The sequence below is a fragment of the Acidovorax sp. ST3 genome (assembly GCF_003231145.1).
GTDB lineage: Bacteria > Pseudomonadota > Gammaproteobacteria > Burkholderiales > Burkholderiaceae_C > Acidovorax.
Map to the genome: position 1 here is coordinate 262,855 of NZ_QKVP01000001.1, position 16,365 is coordinate 279,219.

At 65.6% G+C, this 16,365-nt stretch carries 16 protein-coding genes; 6 read left to right on the forward strand and 10 right to left on the reverse strand.

Annotated features, from left to right (window positions below; all coding sequences use genetic code 11):
• Positions 1 to 16: 16 nt before the first annotated feature.
• From DNK89_RS01195 to DNK89_RS01205, 3 genes are read left to right on the forward strand one after another with little or no spacing between them, the layout of a single operon-like run.
• Entirely contained in the window at positions 17 to 1,003 is a 987-nt protein-coding gene (locus tag DNK89_RS01195) for a tripartite tricarboxylate transporter substrate binding protein (protein ID WP_110958575.1), read from the forward strand.
• A gap of 34 nt (positions 1,004 to 1,037) precedes the next feature.
• Positions 1,038 to 2,600, forward strand: coding sequence for an amidase (locus DNK89_RS01200; protein WP_110958576.1), 1,563 nt, complete (start codon positions 1,038 to 1,040; stop codon positions 2,598 to 2,600).
• A 16-nt stretch (positions 2,601 to 2,616) separates the two neighbouring features.
• The gene (locus DNK89_RS01205) at positions 2,617 to 3,762 is read left to right on the forward strand and encodes an FAD-binding oxidoreductase (protein ID WP_110958577.1); all 1,146 of its coding nucleotides are present in this window, start codon (positions 2,617 to 2,619) and stop codon (positions 3,760 to 3,762) included.
• A 36-nt stretch (positions 3,763 to 3,798) separates the two neighbouring features.
• Here DNK89_RS01205 and DNK89_RS01210 read toward each other — a convergent pair whose 3' ends face one another.
• The 3 genes from DNK89_RS01210 to DNK89_RS01220 form a co-directional block, all read right to left on the reverse strand.
• Positions 3,799 to 4,014: a YjfB family protein gene (locus DNK89_RS01210; protein WP_015013966.1), complete on the reverse strand. Its 216-nt coding sequence runs from the start codon at positions 4,012 to 4,014 to the stop codon at positions 3,799 to 3,801.
• A 102-nt stretch (positions 4,015 to 4,116) separates the two neighbouring features.
• On the reverse strand, positions 4,117 to 5,532 hold the full coding sequence (locus DNK89_RS01215; protein ID WP_110958578.1) for a dihydrolipoyl dehydrogenase: 1,416 nt from the start codon (positions 5,530 to 5,532) through the stop codon (positions 4,117 to 4,119).
• Between the two features lie 133 nt (positions 5,533 to 5,665).
• Positions 5,666 to 6,259, reverse strand: coding sequence for a YigZ family protein (locus tag DNK89_RS01220; protein WP_110958579.1), 594 nt, complete (start codon positions 6,257 to 6,259; stop codon positions 5,666 to 5,668).
• A 225-nt stretch (positions 6,260 to 6,484) separates the two neighbouring features.
• On the opposite strand from DNK89_RS01220, the gene DNK89_RS01225 reads away from it, so the two are divergent.
• A complete protein-coding gene (locus DNK89_RS01225; protein ID WP_110958580.1) occupies positions 6,485 to 6,688 on the forward strand; it encodes a hypothetical protein in 204 nt (67 codons plus the stop codon).
• Between the two features lie 46 nt (positions 6,689 to 6,734).
• Here DNK89_RS01225 and DNK89_RS01230 read toward each other — a convergent pair whose 3' ends face one another.
• Positions 6,735 to 7,280 (reverse strand): GNAT family N-acetyltransferase, encoded by a 546-nt coding sequence (locus DNK89_RS01230; RefSeq protein WP_110958581.1) that lies wholly within the window; start codon positions 7,278 to 7,280, stop codon positions 6,735 to 6,737.
• Between the two features lie 62 nt (positions 7,281 to 7,342).
• Positions 7,343 to 8,305, reverse strand: a complete 963-nt coding sequence (locus tag DNK89_RS01235; protein WP_110958582.1) for a helix-turn-helix domain-containing GNAT family N-acetyltransferase — start codon at positions 8,303 to 8,305, stop codon at positions 7,343 to 7,345.
• A 191-nt stretch (positions 8,306 to 8,496) separates the two neighbouring features.
• On the opposite strand from DNK89_RS01235, the gene DNK89_RS01240 reads away from it, so the two are divergent.
• The gene (locus DNK89_RS01240; protein ID WP_110958583.1) at positions 8,497 to 10,908 is read left to right on the forward strand and encodes a YgiQ family radical SAM protein; all 2,412 of its coding nucleotides are present in this window, start codon (positions 8,497 to 8,499) and stop codon (positions 10,906 to 10,908) included.
• 126 nt (positions 10,909 to 11,034) lie between these two features.
• Here the strand turns inward: DNK89_RS01240 and DNK89_RS01245 are convergent, their stop codons facing one another.
• From DNK89_RS01245 to DNK89_RS01255, 3 genes are all read right to left on the reverse strand, one after another.
• Positions 11,035 to 11,496: a hypothetical protein gene (locus DNK89_RS01245; protein WP_110959140.1), complete on the reverse strand. Its 462-nt coding sequence runs from the start codon at positions 11,494 to 11,496 to the stop codon at positions 11,035 to 11,037.
• A 193-nt stretch (positions 11,497 to 11,689) separates the two neighbouring features.
• The gene (locus DNK89_RS01250; protein WP_110958584.1) at positions 11,690 to 12,400 is read right to left on the reverse strand and encodes a cold shock and DUF1294 domain-containing protein; all 711 of its coding nucleotides are present in this window, start codon (positions 12,398 to 12,400) and stop codon (positions 11,690 to 11,692) included.
• Between the two features lie 18 nt (positions 12,401 to 12,418).
• Positions 12,419 to 13,309 (reverse strand): CoA transferase, encoded by an 891-nt coding sequence (locus DNK89_RS01255; RefSeq protein WP_110958585.1) that lies wholly within the window; start codon positions 13,307 to 13,309, stop codon positions 12,419 to 12,421.
• A gap of 132 nt (positions 13,310 to 13,441) precedes the next feature.
• Between DNK89_RS01255 and ygiD the strand changes: the two genes are divergently transcribed.
• Positions 13,442 to 14,347 carry a 4,5-DOPA dioxygenase extradiol gene (gene ygiD, locus DNK89_RS01260; RefSeq protein ID WP_110958586.1) on the forward strand — a complete coding sequence of 302 codons (906 nt, stop codon included), beginning with the start codon at positions 13,442 to 13,444 and terminating at the stop codon, positions 14,345 to 14,347.
• Positions 14,348 to 14,403: 56 nt separating this feature from the next.
• Here ygiD and DNK89_RS01265 read toward each other — a convergent pair whose 3' ends face one another.
• Together DNK89_RS01265 and DNK89_RS01270 are read right to left on the reverse strand one after the other, a co-directional pair.
• Positions 14,404 to 15,075: a nucleotidyltransferase family protein gene (locus DNK89_RS01265; protein WP_110958587.1), complete on the reverse strand. Its 672-nt coding sequence runs from the start codon at positions 15,073 to 15,075 to the stop codon at positions 14,404 to 14,406.
• A complete protein-coding gene (locus DNK89_RS01270; RefSeq protein WP_110958588.1) occupies positions 15,068 to 16,264 on the reverse strand; it encodes an amino acid aminotransferase in 1,197 nt (398 codons plus the stop codon). Before DNK89_RS01270 ends, DNK89_RS01265 begins: the two co-directional genes overlap by 8 nt.
• Positions 16,265 to 16,365: the final 101 nt, after the last annotated feature.

The following is a 16,365-nucleotide window of genomic DNA, read 5'->3' on the forward strand; positions in this document are numbered from 1 at the left end:
TATCTGGAGCCACGCCATGAACCGCAAGCAACTGCTTTTGTCTGCCGTCCTCTGTGCCGCCCTGGGGGCCACTGCGTGGACTCCGGCCATGGCGCAGGAGGCTGCGTTCCCCACCAAGCCGATCACGCTGGTGATTCCGTTCCCGCCCGGTGGCGCCACCGATGTGCTGGGGCGGCTGATTGGCAAGAAGCTGGGTGACAAGCTGGGCCAGAGCGTGGTGATCGACAACCGCGCGGGTGCGGGCACGGTGATCGGTGCGACGTCGGTGGCGCGGGCGGCGCCGGATGGCTACACGCTGCTCATGAGTTCGGGCACCACCTTCACCGTCAACCCCGCCGTGCGCGCCAAGCTGCCGTACGACCCGGTCAAGAGCTTTGAGCCCATCGGCATCACGGGCCGCACTGGGTTGATCCTGCTCGCCAACAAGGATTTGCCTGCCAACGACCTGAAGCAGTTTGTGGCCCTGGTGAAGGCTGCCCCCGACAAGTATTCGTATGGCTCGTTCGGCACGGGCACCACGTCGCAGTTTGCGGGCGAAATGTTCTTCCACGCGGCGGGCCTCAAGATTCAGCATGTGCCGTACAAAGGCAGCGCGCCAGCCATGACCGACCTGCTCGGCGGGCAGATCCCGTTCACCGTTGATACCGTGTCGGCCGCGCTGCCGCAGCTCAAGGACGGCAAGATCAAGGCGATTGCGGTGACGTCTGGCAAGCGCTCGGCCCTGCTGCCCAAGGTGCCCACGCTGGCCGAGAGCGGTTACCCCGGCCTGGAGATGGACACCTGGCTGGCCATGGTGGCGCCGCGTGGGCTGCCACCGGCGGTGAAGTCGCGGCTTGAGCTGGCGCTGGCCCAGGTGGTGTCAGACCCCGAGACGCGTGACAAGATGATCGCGGTGGGGTTCGAGCCGTCCTATGCTTCGTCCAAGGTGTTGGCCGAGCTGATCGACAAGGAACTGCCGTTGATGCGCGCCATTGCACAGCGTGCCGCCATCACCGCAGACTGAACCCGTGGGACCAGAACAAGGAGACAAGCCCGAGATGACCACCACAAACCCCCAAGCCCTGGTTGAACTGACGGCCAACGAACTGCTCCACCGCATCGGCACGCGCGAGATTTCGCCGGTGGAGCTGCTCGACGCGTGCATTGAACGCATCGAGGCCGTGAACCCGCATGTGAATGCCGTCACCGCCACCTGCTACGACCGCGCCCGCACCGAGGCCAAGGCGGCCGAGCAGGCGGTGCTGCGCGGCGAACCGTTGGGCCTGCTGCATGGCCTGCCCATGGGCGTGAAGGATCTGGAGGCCACGGCGGGCTTGCTGACCACCTATGGCTCGCAGATCTACCGCGAGCACATTCCGGCCGAGGACAACGTGCTGGTGGCACGCCTGCGCGCGGCGGGCGCCATCGTGGCGGGCAAGACCAACATCCCCGAAATGGGCGCGGGTGCCAATTCGCGCAACACCGTGTGGGGTGCCACGGGCAATCCTTTCAACCCCAACCTGAACGCCGGGGGCTCGTCGGGCGGCTCGGCCGCTGCGCTGGCTTGCGACATGCTGCCGGTGTGCACGGGCTCGGACACGGGCGGGTCGCTGCGCATTCCGGCGTCCATTTGTGGTGTGGTGGGCTTTCGACCCTCCCCCGGCGTGGTGCCCAGCTCGCGCAAGCTGCTGGGCTGGACGCCGATTTCGGTGGTGGGCCCCATGGGCCGGACGGTGGAAGAGGCCTGCCTGCAACTGGCCGCATCGGCGGGCATGTCACCCGGCGACCCGCTGAGCTATCCGCTGGACCCAATGAGTTTCCTCCTGCCCGACTCGGTGGACCTGGGCCGCCTGCGTGTGGCCTACACTGAGGACTTTGGCGCCTGCGCTGTGGACAACGGCATTCGCGCCGTGTTCCGCAACAAGGTGCAAGCCATGAAGCACTTGTTTGCTCGTTGCGACGCCATCGACATCGACCTGGGCGATGTGCACCGCTGCTTTGACGTGCTGCGCGCCGAGGCCTTTGTGGCGAGCACGCGCGAGGCCTACGAGCGCGACCCCGCCAGCCTGGGCCCCAACACCCGCGCCAACTACGAAATGGGCGCCGCCATGACGCTGCTGGACAGCGCCTGGGCGCAGGCAGAGCAAACACGCATCCTGGCGCGGTTCCAGAAGCTGTACGAGGACTACGACGTGATCCTGGCGCCCACCACGCCCGTATCGCCCTTTGCCTGGACCGAGCTGTTCGCCAGCCACATCAACGGCGAGCCGCAGGCCAACTACTACCGCTGGTTGGCGCTCACCTATGTGACCACGCTCACCACCCACCCGGCGCTGAGCCTGCCATGTGGGCTGGACGACGCCGGGATGCCGTTTGGCCTGCAGATCGTGGGGCGCTTCCGCGCCGACCGCCACACGCTGGGCGTGGGACATGCGCTGGAGCATGCGTTCAAGGGCATTGCAGGGCTGGCACGGCCCCGGCCCGACATCGCCAAGCTGATGCAGACGCGCGCCGAACCTGCGCTGACCTCCATCGTGACGGTGGCACCGGACCCCCGCGACGCCCGCACCCTGCCGCGCGACGACCGTGCGGCATCGGCTGCGCAGGTGTCGGCGGTTTGAACAGGAGACACCGACCATGCAAACCGTAGACACCATCGTGATTGGCGCGGGCATTGCCGGGGCCTCCGTGGCCTGGCAACTGGTACAGCCCGGCGCCGCAGGGCAGGGCGCCAGCGTGCTGCTGCTGGAGCGTGAATCGCAGCCCGGTTATCACACCACCGGCCGCTCGGCCGCGCTCTACATGGCGACCTATGGCACGCCCAATATTCAGGCGCTGACCCGGGCCAGCCGCGCGTTCTACGATGCGCCGCCGCCTGAATTTGGCGCCGACCCCATCCTCTCGCCCCGGGGCGTGGTCTATGTGGCTGGGCCGGATCAGCTGGACTTGCTGGAACAGACCTACGAGGAAGCGCGCTCCACCTCGCCCAATGTGCAGTGGGTGGAGCAGGCCGAGCTGCTGGCGATGCTGCCCTGCCTGAAGCCCGAGGCCGTGGCCGCCGGCATGAGCGAGCCCGAGGCGGCCGATATTGATGTGAACGCCCTGCACCAGGGCTACCTGCGCGGCCTGCGCCAGCGCGGCGGCCAGGTGCTGACCCACGCCGAGGTGACGGCCGTGCGCCGTGACGGCGACGTGTGGCAGGTGACGCTGGCCGACGGGCGGGTGTTTGCCGCCCCCACCATCGTCAACGCTGCGGGTGCCTGGGCCGATGTAGTGGCAGGCCTTGCGGGTGTGCCGCCGATCGGACTGGAGCCACGCCGCCGCACGGCGTTCACCTTCCCGGTGCCCGAGGGCATGGACGCTACCCATTGGCCCGCCGTGATCGGCATTGACGAAAGCTTCTACTTCAAGCCCGACGCAGGGCAACTGCTGGGCTCACCGGCCAATGCCGACCCCACGCACCCGCACGATGTGGTGCCCGAGGAGCTGGACGTGGCCACCGGGATTTATCACATCGAGGAAATGACCCGGTTCCAGATACGCCGCCCATCGCACACCTGGGCCGGGTTGCGCTCGTTTGTGCGGGATGGCGACATGGTGATTGGCTGGGACAACCATGTGCCCGGCTTCTTCTGGCTGGCCGGGCAGGGCGGATATGGGATTCAGAGCGCGGCGGGCGCCTCGTTGCTGGCGCGGCAGCTGCTGCGCGGCGAGCCGCTGGCCGGGGAGTTGGTGCGCGAGGGCGTGGGGGTGGAAGGGCTGTCGCCCGCGCGTTTGCGCTGAGCCGCCAGGGCCGAGAGAGAGGGGGGGCTCAGCCCCTCAGGCGAACGTGTTGACGTTGGTCCCCAGCGTACCGCTGGTGGCCAGCTGAGGCTGGGGCATGGACTGCTGCATGGCGTCGATCATGGTGGCGGCCGACACGGCCTGCATGTCCAGCGCCTTTTTCAGCACCACCATGTTCAGGGCGTCGGACGTCTTGGCGCTGGCCAGGCTGGTAGCGGTGTTGACGATGCTGTTGGTCAGGGCGACGTCCATGGTGACTCCTTGAGGCAATGGTGGTTTATCGGCACTACAAAAGCGAGCTTGAGGGTTGTTACATGTGCAGGGGGCGGTGAAGCTGCGCTGTTCTGCGTTGCCTTAGTCCAGCGCAGGCACCCCCAGGGCCGGGCAGGCGGCCAAGTCGGAAGTGCGGGCGTTCGGCAACTGTCGGGCTGCGTCGCGCAAGGCGGTGCGCAGGCCTTCTTCCAGCGTGGGGTGGTAGAACGGCATGCCCAAAAGATCATGCACGGTCAGCTGCTGCTGCACGGCCAGGGCCAGCAGGTGGGCGAGGTGCTCGCCATCGGGGGCGCACAACTCGGCACCCAGCAGGCGACCACTCGCGTGGTCGGCATAAACGCACAGGCGTCCCTGGTTGCGCTGCGCGGTGCGGGCGCGGCCCTGGTTTGCGTAGCTGGCGGTGCCAGTGATGGTGCTGTGCGGGTTCATGTCGGCCACGCGCGGCCCCACCACCGCCACGTTGGGGTCGGCGAACACGATGGAGAGCAAGCTGCGGCGCCGAAATCGCGTGAGCCTTGGGGCCAGGGCGTTCAGGCCTGCAATGTGGCCTTCATCGGCCGACTCGTGCAGCAACGGGGTGTGGGTGTTGGCGTCGCCCGCCAAAAACACCGGCAGGTCGCCAATCTGTTGGGTTTGCGGGTCTACGGTGGGCAAGCCGCGCGCATCCAGCGGCACGCCCAGCGTCTCGAGGCCCAGGTGTTCGATGTTGGGCACCCGGCCCATCGCGGCGATGACCTGGTCCACCACCACGCGGTTGGCGCCACTTGCCACCTCGATGCCTCCGGGCACCTCGCGCAACTGCGCCTCGGCGCCCATGTGCAGGACCATGTCTTGTTTCAGCAGAGCGGCCAGCTCGGCATTGAGCGTGGGATCGCTCAGGCCGGCCAGCGTGCGACCGGTGGTGAACGCCGCCACCTGCAAGCCCAGCCGTGCAAGGGATTGCGACAGCTCCACCCCGATCGGTCCCATGCCAATCACTGCAACGCGGGGGCCGAGACTGGGTTGCTCGAACAAGGTGTCGGTGGTGAGCATGCGGTCGCCAAACGCCAGCCATTCATCGGGCACGCGGGGGCGTGAACCCGTGGCGATGATGATGCTGCGTGTGGCGTAAGCCGTGCCGTCGATGTCCACCGCACGTGGCCCCAGCAGCGTTGCACGCCCTGACCTCTGGGCGCTGCCCAGCCCGTTGGTGGCCTGGGTGGCTCCTGCCACGAAGTCATCTCGCAGTGCGCGCACGCGCTGCAGCACGGCAGGCAGGTCAGCGGTCAGACCACTCGCGCCGCGCAGACCGAATTCTTCAAAGGTGTGGCGGCGGTGGAAGGCGTTGGCTGCCTCGATCAGCGCTTTGGACGGCATGCAGCCCACGCGCGCGCAGGTGGTGCCCCAGGGGCCTTCGTTCACGATGAGGTAGCGGTCGGTGCGCTTGCGCACTTCGCGCAAGGCGGCCAGGCCCGCCGTGCCGGCGCCGATGATGATGGTGTCGAGCGGTTGGGGCATGGGGCTCTTTCGGAGTCGGAAAAGCCGGAGTGTGTAGCGTGAACGGCCCCACCGCTGTAGGCATGCACGCCGTTTTACGAGGGCGCTGTGGGGGGGCGCTTCCCAACCCTTTGTATGAAGGCGTAGCCCGGGGTCAGGCCTCGACATCCGACCAGCCCACGCGGCCTTGCCCATGGTCGTTGACGCGTTGCACAAAGGGCGCCGCTTGTGTTTGGGGCAGGCGCAGTTGCAAGGTGACCAGGGTGCCATGCTGAACGTCCACCAGTTCGGCGCCTGCCGCCTCGATTTCTCGGCGCAGCAAGCCCTCCAGGGCATAGGGCACCTGGCATTGCAAGGTGGTCATGCGCTGCAGCGTGACCTTGGGGGCGGTGAGCAGCGCCTGGGCAATGGTGTCGGTGTAGGCGCGCACTAGGCCGCCCGCGCCCAGCTTGACCCCGCCAAAATAGCGCACCACAGTGGCCAGCACGCCTTCCAGGTCCTGGTGGCGCAGCACGTCCAGCATGGGGCGGCCAGCGGTGCCTCCGGGCTCTCCATCGTCCACCGCGGCAGACTGGCCGCCCGCCAGCAGGGCCCAGCAGATGTGGGCGGCGCCGGGGTGCTGCTTCCACAAGGCATCGACGGCGGCCTGGGCACTGGTGCGGTCGGCCATGGGTTGCACGCAGCCGATGAAGCGGCTTTTCTTGATGATGAGTTCGCTGTGCGCGGGGGCGGCCAGAGTCTGGGGCATGGGGCAGCGAGTGTACGGCGAGCATTTGGGGTGCCAGCCTGGGACGGTGTTGACAGAAGTCACAGTCCATGCCCTCAAGGGCATGGATCGACACCAATCGCGTCGCGAATGTGCGTTCTGTCACACACACGTTTGGCGTGCGTTCCTACACTGCGGACTTGTCGCTGTGGCCTACGCTGTTGCTACGCATTTGAAAGCACCCGGGCCACCAGAAAAGGAACCGCCATGTTTGCCACTTCGCTCTCTGCACCTTTGCCTACCTCTCTCGCCAGCCATCTGTTTGGCCGTTTTATTGCCCCCTCTGGCGCCCAGGCATCGAGCCCCGGTGCGATGGCATCGGCCGCCGCAATGCCCAGCGCGATGGACGAGCAGGATGACGATGCGATGCCGGACCTAGCACAGCGCGTGCGGGAAATTGGCGAGTGGTGATACGGCGCCCTGCGTGATGTGACAAACCACGCAGTGGAGCGCGTGTTTATTCGGTGTTGTCTACGCCGCCTTGTGCCTTCTCTAAGTCGCGTGCCATGAGCACGCTGGTGTAGTTGGTCAAAGGGCGCCAGTCGCACTCGCCCACCACCCGGTAACCCCAGGATTCATACATTGCTATCAAAGCGGTAGCGGGTTGTGCAGTGTCTAAAGCCATCACTCGGGCGCCTGCCTTGCGGGCATAGTCCAGGGCATAGGCGTGCAACTGTTTGCCGTAGCCCCGGCCTTTGGCGTCGGGGCTGATACAGAACTGGCACAGCGACCACACCGCAGGCTCGCGGTAAAGCGGTACGGTGGACTCGGGTTGCGGCGGTCGCAGCGTGGCGGTGCCCACATAGTCGTTTCCATCCAGCATCACCAGCCCCGTGCCAGAAGCAAATCGCTTGGCTGTGTCTTCCACGGACTGGTGGGTGCCCCAGTAGCGCAGGCCCCGCTGCGCGTGGGGTGCGTAGGCGGAGTGGATGAGGGCGGTCAGCCGTGCCAGGTCATCGGCGGCCGTGACGGGGCGAATCAAAAGCGGATCGGACAAAGTCATCGAGATGCTCTGTGGCCTCGCGTTGGGCGCTGCCGGTCATGCAGCGGATTGCGTAGCCTCATTCAAAGCTTCAGCTCCCAGGTTTCTCCCACCAATTGCTGACCAAAACCTTCGTAGGGCTCGGTCTTGACCAACTGAAAACCCCGTTGCGCATAGATACCGCGCGCCGCCGTCAGGCAGCTGTTGGTCCACAGCACCATCTTTTTGTAACCTTTTGCACGCGCAAAGGCAATGCATTCGTCGGTCAGGCGGGCGCCCAGGCCGAGGCCCCTGGCTTTGGGGCTGAGGATGAGCATGCGCAGCTGTGCGGTGGTGGGGGATTTGCGCACCACAAACACCGAGCCCACCCGCTCGCCGTCCAGCTCGGCGATCCAGGCCTTCTCCCACGCGGGCTGAAACTTGCGCAGAAACTGCGCCGCGATGTCTGCCACCAAGGCCTCAAACCGGTTGTCCCAGCCGTACTCGCGCCAATAGATCTCGCCATGCTGCTGCACCACCCAGCCCATGTCGCCGGGCAGAGGGTCGCGCAGAACGGCGATGCGCGTGCCGTCCGCGGCGTTGGAGGGGGCGGACAGCAGGGTTTCGATCCGCTCCATGGCCTCCACCACCTCTTGGCGCCGCGCCGGGTGTAGGGGCGCGAGCAGTGCGGCGGCCTCGTCGCGCGAGCGCTGCTGCAGCGGCTCGAACACCTCGCGCCCGGCAGTGGTGAGCGTGACCAGGCTTTGTCGCGCGTCCTTGGTGCTGGCGTGGCGTTCTATCCACCCTGACTGCTCAAAACGCCGCAGTATCCGGCTCATGTACCCACCGTCCAGGCCGAGCTCCCGTGCGAGTTCGCTGGCCACAGGTGCCTCGCGGTGGGCCAGTTCATACAGCACGCGCACGTCGGTCAATGACAGCTTGCTGCCCAGGTACGGGTCCAGCACGCCAATGCGGCGGGTGATGAAGCGGTTGAAGCTGCGCACGGCCTTCACCGCGCTAGGGGGAACGGGGAGGGGGCTGGGAGGGGTGAGGGCAACGTTGCTCATGAATGCCTTTGTCAGTTAATTAATTGACAAAAGCAAGTATATCCTTGATGGTCATCAAACCTGTATCAGTGAGGGGCAAGGGCCACCAAGGGGACAAAAACCGTCTGCCAACGTAAAATCGCGGGTTATCCACCACAGACGCGCCCTACAAAGGCCCCCATCGCACCGGGGGCGGCCGCGACCCCCTTTGCATGAACGCCCCCGTTGACGTCTCCTTTTTTGCGCGCGCCGCAAAGCCCTTGACCAGCTACCGTCCGTACTGGGCCAAGCGCTTTGGCACGGCCCCGTTCCTGCCAATGAGCCGCGCCGAGATGGAGAAACTGGGCTGGGACAGCTGCGACATCATCCTGGTGACGGGCGACGCGTATGTGGACCACCCCAGCTTCGGCATGGCCGTGATCGGCCGCACGCTGGAAGCCCAGGGCTTTCGCGTGGGGATCATCGCCCAGCCTGACTGGCAGAGCGCCGAGCCCTTCAAGGTGCTGGGCAAGCCCAACCTGTTCTGGGGCGTGACGGCGGGCAACATGGATTCGATGATCAACCGGTACACCGCCGACCGGAAGATCCGCAGCGATGACGCCTACACCCCCGGCGACGTGGGCGGCAAGCGCCCCGACCGCGCAGCCATCGTCTACAGCCAGCGCTGCCGCGAGGCCTACAAGGACGTGCCCATCATCCTGGGCGGCATTGAAGGTAGCCTGCGCCGCATTGCCCACTACGATTATTGGAGCGACAAGGTGCGCCGCTCCATCGTGGTGGACAGCAAGTGCGACCTGCTGCTGTACGGCAATGCCGAGCGTGCGCTGGTCGAGGTGGCCCACCGCATTGCTGCGCGCGAGCCGGTCGAGAAAATCACCGATGTGCGCGGCACGGCTTTTGTGCGCCGCCCGGACGACGAAAGCGGCAAGGGTTGGTTCGAGATCGACTCCACCACGGTGGACGAGCCCGGCCGTGTGGAAGCCCACATCAACCCCTACATGACCACCAGCGAGCAGGCCGCCGCGCAAGGCAGTACCTGCAGCAAAGACGGCGGAAGTGCTACTGATTCTGTAGCGGTTGCCGCAGATAGCACTAGCGCTACCGACCAAAACAGCCCTAATCCCGCCATCCAGCCGATCCAGTTCGTTCCCAACCCCGCGCTCAAGGTCAAGCTCAAGGTCCCTCCTCGCGAGAAGACCGTGATCCGCCTGCCCAGCTACGAGCAGGTGAAAAGCGATCCCGTGCTCTATGCCCACGCCAACCGTGTGCTGCATCTGGAGACCAACCCGGGCAACGCCCGCGCCTTGGTGCAAGCCCACGGTGAGGGCGCCACGGCGCGCGATGTGTGGATCAACCCGCCGCCCATCCCGCTGACCACGGCGGAGATGGACCATGTGTTCGATCTGCCCTACGCGCGTGGCCCGCACCCCAGCTACGCCGATGAGAACGGCAGCCACGACGGCGCGACGAAGATCCCGGCCTGGGAGATGATTCGTTTTTCGATCAACATCATGCGCGGCTGCTTTGGGGGCTGCACGTTCTGCTCCATCACCGAGCACGAGGGGCGCATCATCCAGAGCCGCTCCGAGGATTCGATCATTCAGGAGATCGAGGACATCCGCGACAAGGTCAAGGGCTTCACCGGCACCATTTCCGACCTGGGCGGCCCCACGGCCAACATGTACCGCCTGGGTTGCCGCTCGCCCGAGATCGAGGCCGCCTGCCGCAAACCTAGCTGCGTGTACCCCGGCATCTGCCAGAACCTCACCACCGACCACGGCCCGCTCATCAAGATTTACCGCCGGGGCCGTGCGCTCAAGGGCATCAAGAAGATCCTCATCGGTTCGGGCCTGCGCTACGACCTGGCCGTGAAGTCGCCTGAGTACGTGAAGGAGCTGGTGCAGCACCACGTCGGTGGCTACCTCAAGATCGCGCCGGAGCACACCGAGCAGGGTCCGCTGACCAAGATGATGAAGCCGGGCATCGGCAGCTATGACAAGTTCAAGCAGATGTTCGAGAAGTTCAGCGAAGAGGCGGGCAAAAAGCAGTTCCTGATCCCGTACTTCATCGCTGCCCACCCGGGCACGAGCGACGAGGACATGATGAACCTCGCCATCTGGCTGAAAAAGAACGGCTTCCGCGCCGACCAGGTGCAGACCTTCTACCCCAGCCCCATGGCCACCGCCACGGCCATGTACCACTCGGGCCGCAACACGCTCACCCGCGTGCGCCGCCAGATGCGCGACGAGGCCGAAGAGTCGGTGGACATCGTGCGCGGTGAGAAGCGCCGGCGCCTGCACAAGGCCTTCCTGCGCTACCACGACCCCAACAACTGGCCGCTGCTGCGCGACGCGCTCAAGGCCATGGGTCGGGCGGACTTGATCGGCAATGGCAAGCACCACTTGATCCCTACCTTCCAGCCCTTGACGGACGGCGGGTACCAGAGCGCGCGTCGCAAGAACTCCACGCCCACAGGCGCGAAGGCCGCAACGGCTGCACCCGTCAAGCAGGTCAAGCCCATGAAGCCCGGTCAACCGCAGAAGGGCCGCATCCTGACACAGCACACCGGCTTGCCACCGCGCGTCACCGGTGCCGCCAAGCCGTCCGCACGCAAGCCGCGCTGAGATCGGTGGCGGCAGCCGCGGTCCACTGACAGTGGGCGCGGTGGATGAGACGCCGAAAGGCTCCTGGCGCAGTTACGCAGCCGCCACGACCCTGCCTCTCAGAGTGCAGGGCGATTTTGTGGAGCCTTAACCTTCTGCCGCGTGGGTGCCCACCACCACCGACTGCGGGCCAGCGCTGGCGGGCTGCGAGATCAGGTCTTCGATGATGAAGGTGCGGTAGTAGAACGCCGTGACTGCACCTTCGGGCGCAATGGCGTTCACCACGCTGTCGGCCTCGTCTTTGTCCGCCATGGCGATCAGCAGGCCGTGGTGCCCGGTGCCCGCCAGGTCGGCAATGCGCCGCACCATGTCGCCTTCGGCGCCCACAGACGGGAGCGGCGCGTCTGCCGTACCCAGCGTGTGCACAATTTCTTGCAGGATGACCTCGGGGCTGGCGTACGCAATATCGCCCTGGTGGCTTGCCGCTTGCAGCGCGAGCGCTGCCTGGCGCGTGCAGTCTTCATCGGGGAACAGGGCGAACACCTGGCCGGTGGGGTAGAAGATGCCGCCCATGTTGGTCATGGACGAATCAAGGACGAAGGGTTTCATGGACATCTCCCAAGGTGTTTCAGACCTTGGGATTGAAACCGGGTGCCTGTGAACACTGTGTAGGTCTGCGGGCTGTCTTTGCGTCAGCCTACGGTGCGCTGCGGTAGATTAAGGCTTGATGATGTGCAAAAAGTGCCTGTTGCGTTAGTACTTCAAGGCTTCTTTGCTATCAAGTTTGATAGCAACGGCGGCACTACAACCCGCGCAACCATCCGCCCAGCCAAGCAACCACGGCCGCGCAGTGCAACACCACGGTGGCCCAATACACCGCGCGGAACTCTGCCTTGCGCGATTTGTGCCGCAGCCATTGCTGGGCAAACCACGCGCTAGGCCAGCCACCTGCCAAGCTCAGCAGGTGCAGATGGCTCTCTTTAGTGCGCCACTGGCCGTTTTGCGCGGCGCTTTTGTCCATGGCGTAGACCAGGAAGGTCAGAAGGTTGACGCCTATGGCGGCGCCCAGCACCCACCAGGGCAGCCGGCCTGCCCAGAGCCCCCAGGCCAGCAGACCCACCCAGCCCAGCATCAGCAGGTGTATCAGCGCTGAACCGGTAGCGGTGGGCGGCTGGCTGGCCGCTCTAGGGCGTTTGCGTGGGGTGGGCTGTGCCTGACCTGCTCGCTGCGCAGGCGTACGCCGTGTTGGGTGCGGAGATGTTGACAGCGTGCGCGTTGGGCTCTGGGGCTGAAAGGCTCCCACAGCTTGCGCCACAGGCGACACAGCCATGGCCCGAGGACCCTTGCCGCCCACGTGGATCTCTTCGTACACGACGGCAAGCCCTTCACGCGGGGGGGTGCTGCCCCGGTAGTCCCGCAAATGAAAAAACACATCGGCAGACGTGTCCGGGCTGCAGATAAAGCCAAAGGCGCGGCTGGTGTCCCAGCGGACGACGGTGCCCTGCTTCTGCATCGGTCAGCGCGCCCGTCTTCAAGCCAGGGTGTGCAGCGGGATGTCCTGCGCCACCGCCAAAGCATCGAGTTGTGCACGGGTCTGAGTCCGCAGAAAAGCCGCCACAGCCGCATGGGTGTTGGGGGCGCGCAGCACCTTCGGTTCACCCGTAGCAGGCAGACCTGCAGCAGCGCACAGGCTGGCGGCAAAGTGCGGCTCCAGCGCGGCCACGGCCACGCGACCGTCGGCGCAGGGGTAGATGCGGTAGCCCGCGTGGTGGCCGCCCACGTCGCCGTCGGGCGTGGTCAGGCCCCAGTGGCGCGGCTGGGCCAGCCAGGCGGCGGCGTCGGCCAGGGCCACTTCGATGCACACGCCGCTGCCGGTGTGGGCGCGCTCCAGCAGGGCCTGCAGCACGGCTTCGCTGGCCATCAGGGCGCCCCCCATGTCGGCGTAGAGCGTGGGCGGCATCTCGGTGCCCGTCACCAGGCCGGCGTCGGCCAGATAGGTGAGGTCATGGCCCGGTTCTTCGGCCCGCTCTGCCGCGGCGCCCACGATGCGCACCAGCGACAGGCGCGGGTATTTGGCCTGCAACGCGTCCCAGCCTAAGCCCAGCTTGGTGAGCGCCGAGGGGCGGAAGGAGGTGATCAGCACATCGGTGCGGGCCAGCTCGTCATGCAACGCGGCCTGGCCTTCGGGCGTCTTGAGGTGGGCATGCACCACGCGCACGCCATCGTGCAGCGTGGCATAGGCTGCAGGGCTGTAGATGCCCATGGGGTCGGCGCTGGGATAGCCAGGCGCGGGAGGAGGTTCGAGCTTGGTGCATTCGGCCCCCATGCGCGCGCAGCGCATCAGGGCGGCGGGGCCGGGCAGGTTGAGCGCAAGGCTCAGAACACGGGTGTTGCGCAAGGGCTGGGGCAGGGTGGTGGGCATGGGGGGAGGTTGTCTCGGGTTGTGATTTTTGGAAGGAGAGGACGGCGCCGGAACTTCATGGTGCGCCCCGGCTCACTCCCTGCGTTATACATAATTTGTTACGCTCCCTGACCCATGCAACGCAGAACCTCTTTGGCCGCCCTCACTGGCCTGGCCGCCTTTCCGGGAGCTTTCATGACCACGTCCCTGAGCAGTGCTGCCACAGCGCCCGCGCTGCAGGCGCTCAAGCCTTCGCCCCGCATGCCGGTGATGTTTGTGGGCCATGGCAGCCCCATGAACGCCATCGAGGACAACGCCTGGCGCCGCAGCTGGCAGGCCATGGGCGCGGAGCTGATGGCGCGCGCGGTGCAGCCACAGCTCATCCTGTGCGTGTCGGCCCACTGGCTCACGCGCGGTGGCTGGCAGCTGACGGGCATGGCCAACCCCAAAACCATCCACGACTTTGGCGGCTTCCCCCAGGCGCTGTTTGACCAGCAGTACCCCGTGCCGGGCGCCCCGGCGGTGGCACGCAGCCTGGCCAAGGAGCTGAAATCCCCGGCCACGGGCGCTGCGCTGGGTGTGGACGAGGGCGAATGGGGACTGGATCACGGCACGTGGTCGGTGCTCAAGCCCATGTTCCCCCAGGCGCGCATCCCCGTGATGCAGCTCAGCATGGACTTCAGCCGCGCCCCGGCCGAGCACTATGCGCTGGGCCAGCAGCTCAAGGCCCTGCGCGAGCGTGGTGTGCTGATTGTGGGCAGCGGCAACATCGTGCATAACCTGCGCGCATCCCGCCGTGGCGCGGCCGCCAACGAAGCGTATGACTGGGCCACGGAGTTCGACACCGTGGTGCAGGAGCAGATCAAAAAGGGCCAGCTGGGCTCCTTGCAGGACTTCCAGAAGCTGGGTGCCGTCGCCCAGCAGGCGCACCCCACTCACGAGCACTATCTGCCGCTGCTCTACGCAGCCGGGGCCGTCTTGCCCAGCGAGATGCCACGCTTCTTCAACACGGGCTACCAGTCAGCATCGATCTCGATGCGGTCGGTGCTGTGGGGCTGATCATCGCGCTCTGAGGTTGATTGCTTCTCTTTTGATAGCTGTCAGCGCATGTTTTTCTAGCGCTTGAGGCCAAAAACGCTTGAAATCGCCGCGTCGTCGTTGTAAAACGGCCCTCCGGCCGCCACGTGACCTGCGGCCTGGATCGTCAGCCACGGCCAGCGCTCACGGTAGCTTTGTGCCTTGGCCTCAAACAACGGCAAGTGCGGGCAGGCTGGGTTGGGTTTGAGCAGCCCGGCGTACAGCTCTTCCAGCCCGTACGGCGCGTACAGCGTGGGTTGAGCAATGCTGGGGGCGTTGGAAGGTTGCAGACCCACGCAGGTGCAGGGCACCAGAAAACGCTCGATCCCGTTGCGGGCGGATTGCAGCGGTGAATACGGATAACCAAACCAGCGCTCGTACCAGAGGTGCACCCGGGCCTGGTTCTTGGCTTCGACGGTGATCGGCAGGTCGGCGAAGAGGGCAGTGGCGCGGTCCTGAACGGCCTGTTCTGCTGCTTCGGACAGATCCGATGCATCGAAGTAAAACAGGTCGTAGTCCTTGATGTGCGCCGTGGGCGCCAGACCAGAGCGCAGGTTCCACACCGTCTGGAACAAGCAGCCCGCCACCAGCCACGCATCGGGCAGGCCCAGAAACGGCAAACGCTCCAGAAGGGCCGCGTTGTGCGGGTTCTGGAGCGCTTCGCTCACAAAGCGGCGCGTGAGCGCCGCCTGCTCATCGTGCTCAGACAACCTTGGCGATCGCCTGGCAGACGTAGTCGATGTTCTTGCTGTTCAGGGCAGCGACGCACATGCGGCCGGTGTCCGTGCCGTACACGCCGAACTCATTGCGCAGGCGCACCATCTGGTCCTTGGACAGGCCGGAGTAGCTGAACATGCCGATCTGGGTGGTGATGAAGCTCATGTCCTGCTTCACACCGGCGGCCTTCAGGCCATCGACCAGCTTCTGGCGCATGGCCTTGATGCGCACGCGCATTTCGGCCAGTTCCTTTTCCCACATCGCGCGCAGCTCGGGGCTGTTCAGCACGGCAGCCACCACCGCACCGCCGTGTGTGGGCGGGTTGGAGTAGTTGGTGCGGATCACGATCTTGAGCTGGGACAGCACGCGGCTGGCTTCTTCCTTGTCCGTGCACAGCACCGACAGGCCGCCCACGCGCTCGCCGTACAGGCTGAAGCTCTTGGAGAACGAGGTGGACACAAAGAAGTTCAGGCCAGCGGCGACGAACTTCTGAATGACGGCGCCGTCTTCGGCGATGCCGTGGCCGAAGCCCTGGTAGGCCATGTCCAGGAAAGGTGTCAGGCCCTTGGCCTTGACAGCAGCAATGACCTGGTCCCACTGCTCGGGGGTGATGTCATAGCCGGTGGGGTTGTGGCAGCAGGCGTGCAGAACGACGATGGTGCCGGGAGCGGCAGCGTTCAGGCTGGCCAGGAAACCTTCGAAGTTCACGCCGCGCTTTTCGGCGTCGTAGTACGCGTACGTGTCCACTTCAAAACCAGCGTTAGTGAACAGCGCGCGGTGGTTTTCCCAGCTGGGGTCGGAGATCAGCACCTTGGCATTGGGGCTTACCTTCTTCAGGAAGTCAGCACCGATCTTCAGGCCGCCGGTGCCGCCAATGGCCTGCACGGTGGCCACGCGGCCGGACTTCACGGGTTCGCTGTCGGCGCCGAACACCAGGCCCTTGACGGCGTTGTCATAAGCCACGATGCCGTCGATGGGCAGGTAGCCACGGGCCGTGGGCTTTTCCATCATGGTCTTTTCAGCAGCCTGCACGCACTGCAGCAGGGGCAGCTTGCCGTTGTCGTCGAAATAAACGCCGACACCCAGATTGACCTTGTTGGGGTTGGTGTCGGCGTTGAATTGCTCGTTGAGGCCCAGGATGGGGTCGCGGGGGGCCATTTCGACGGCGGTGAACAGAGACATGAAAATCCTTGAAAGGTTGTCAGTAGCGAAGAATCCGGGCGTGGTGTACTGTGCCGGGTTCCGCCGATTTTAACGGGCGGCCTGCTCCACCCGTTGACCAC

Bases quoted from the DNA above. Each gene is read 5' to 3' on its own strand.
- DNK89_RS01195 (WP_110958575.1), top strand. From the start codon at position 17: ATGAACCGCAAGCAACTGCTTTTGTCTGCCGTCCTCTGTGCCGCCCTG.
- DNK89_RS01200 (WP_110958576.1), top strand. From the start codon at position 1,038: ATGACCACCACAAACCCCCAAGCCCTGGTTGAACTGACGGCCAACGAA.
- DNK89_RS01205 (WP_110958577.1), top strand. From the start codon at position 2,617: ATGCAAACCGTAGACACCATCGTGATTGGCGCGGGCATTGCCGGGGCC.
- DNK89_RS01210 (WP_015013966.1), bottom strand. From the start codon at position 4,014: ATGGACGTCGCCCTGACCAACAGCATCGTCAACACCGCTACCAGCCTG.
- DNK89_RS01215 (WP_110958578.1), bottom strand. From the start codon at position 5,532: ATGCCCCAACCGCTCGACACCATCATCATCGGCGCCGGCACGGCGGGC.
- DNK89_RS01220 (WP_110958579.1), bottom strand. From the start codon at position 6,259: ATGCCCCAGACTCTGGCCGCCCCCGCGCACAGCGAACTCATCATCAAG.
- DNK89_RS01225 (WP_110958580.1), top strand. From the start codon at position 6,485: ATGTTTGCCACTTCGCTCTCTGCACCTTTGCCTACCTCTCTCGCCAGC.
- DNK89_RS01230 (WP_110958581.1), bottom strand. From the start codon at position 7,280: ATGACTTTGTCCGATCCGCTTTTGATTCGCCCCGTCACGGCCGCCGAT.
- DNK89_RS01235 (WP_110958582.1), bottom strand. From the start codon at position 8,305: ATGAGCAACGTTGCCCTCACCCCTCCCAGCCCCCTCCCCGTTCCCCCT.
- DNK89_RS01240 (WP_110958583.1), top strand. From the start codon at position 8,497: ATGAACGCCCCCGTTGACGTCTCCTTTTTTGCGCGCGCCGCAAAGCCC.
- DNK89_RS01245 (WP_110959140.1), bottom strand. From the start codon at position 11,496: ATGAAACCCTTCGTCCTTGATTCGTCCATGACCAACATGGGCGGCATC.
- DNK89_RS01250 (WP_110958584.1), bottom strand. From the start codon at position 12,400: ATGCAGAAGCAGGGCACCGTCGTCCGCTGGGACACCAGCCGCGCCTTT.
- DNK89_RS01255 (WP_110958585.1), bottom strand. From the start codon at position 13,309: ATGCCCACCACCCTGCCCCAGCCCTTGCGCAACACCCGTGTTCTGAGC.
- DNK89_RS01270 (WP_110958588.1), bottom strand. From the start codon at position 16,264: ATGTCTCTGTTCACCGCCGTCGAAATGGCCCCCCGCGACCCCATCCTG.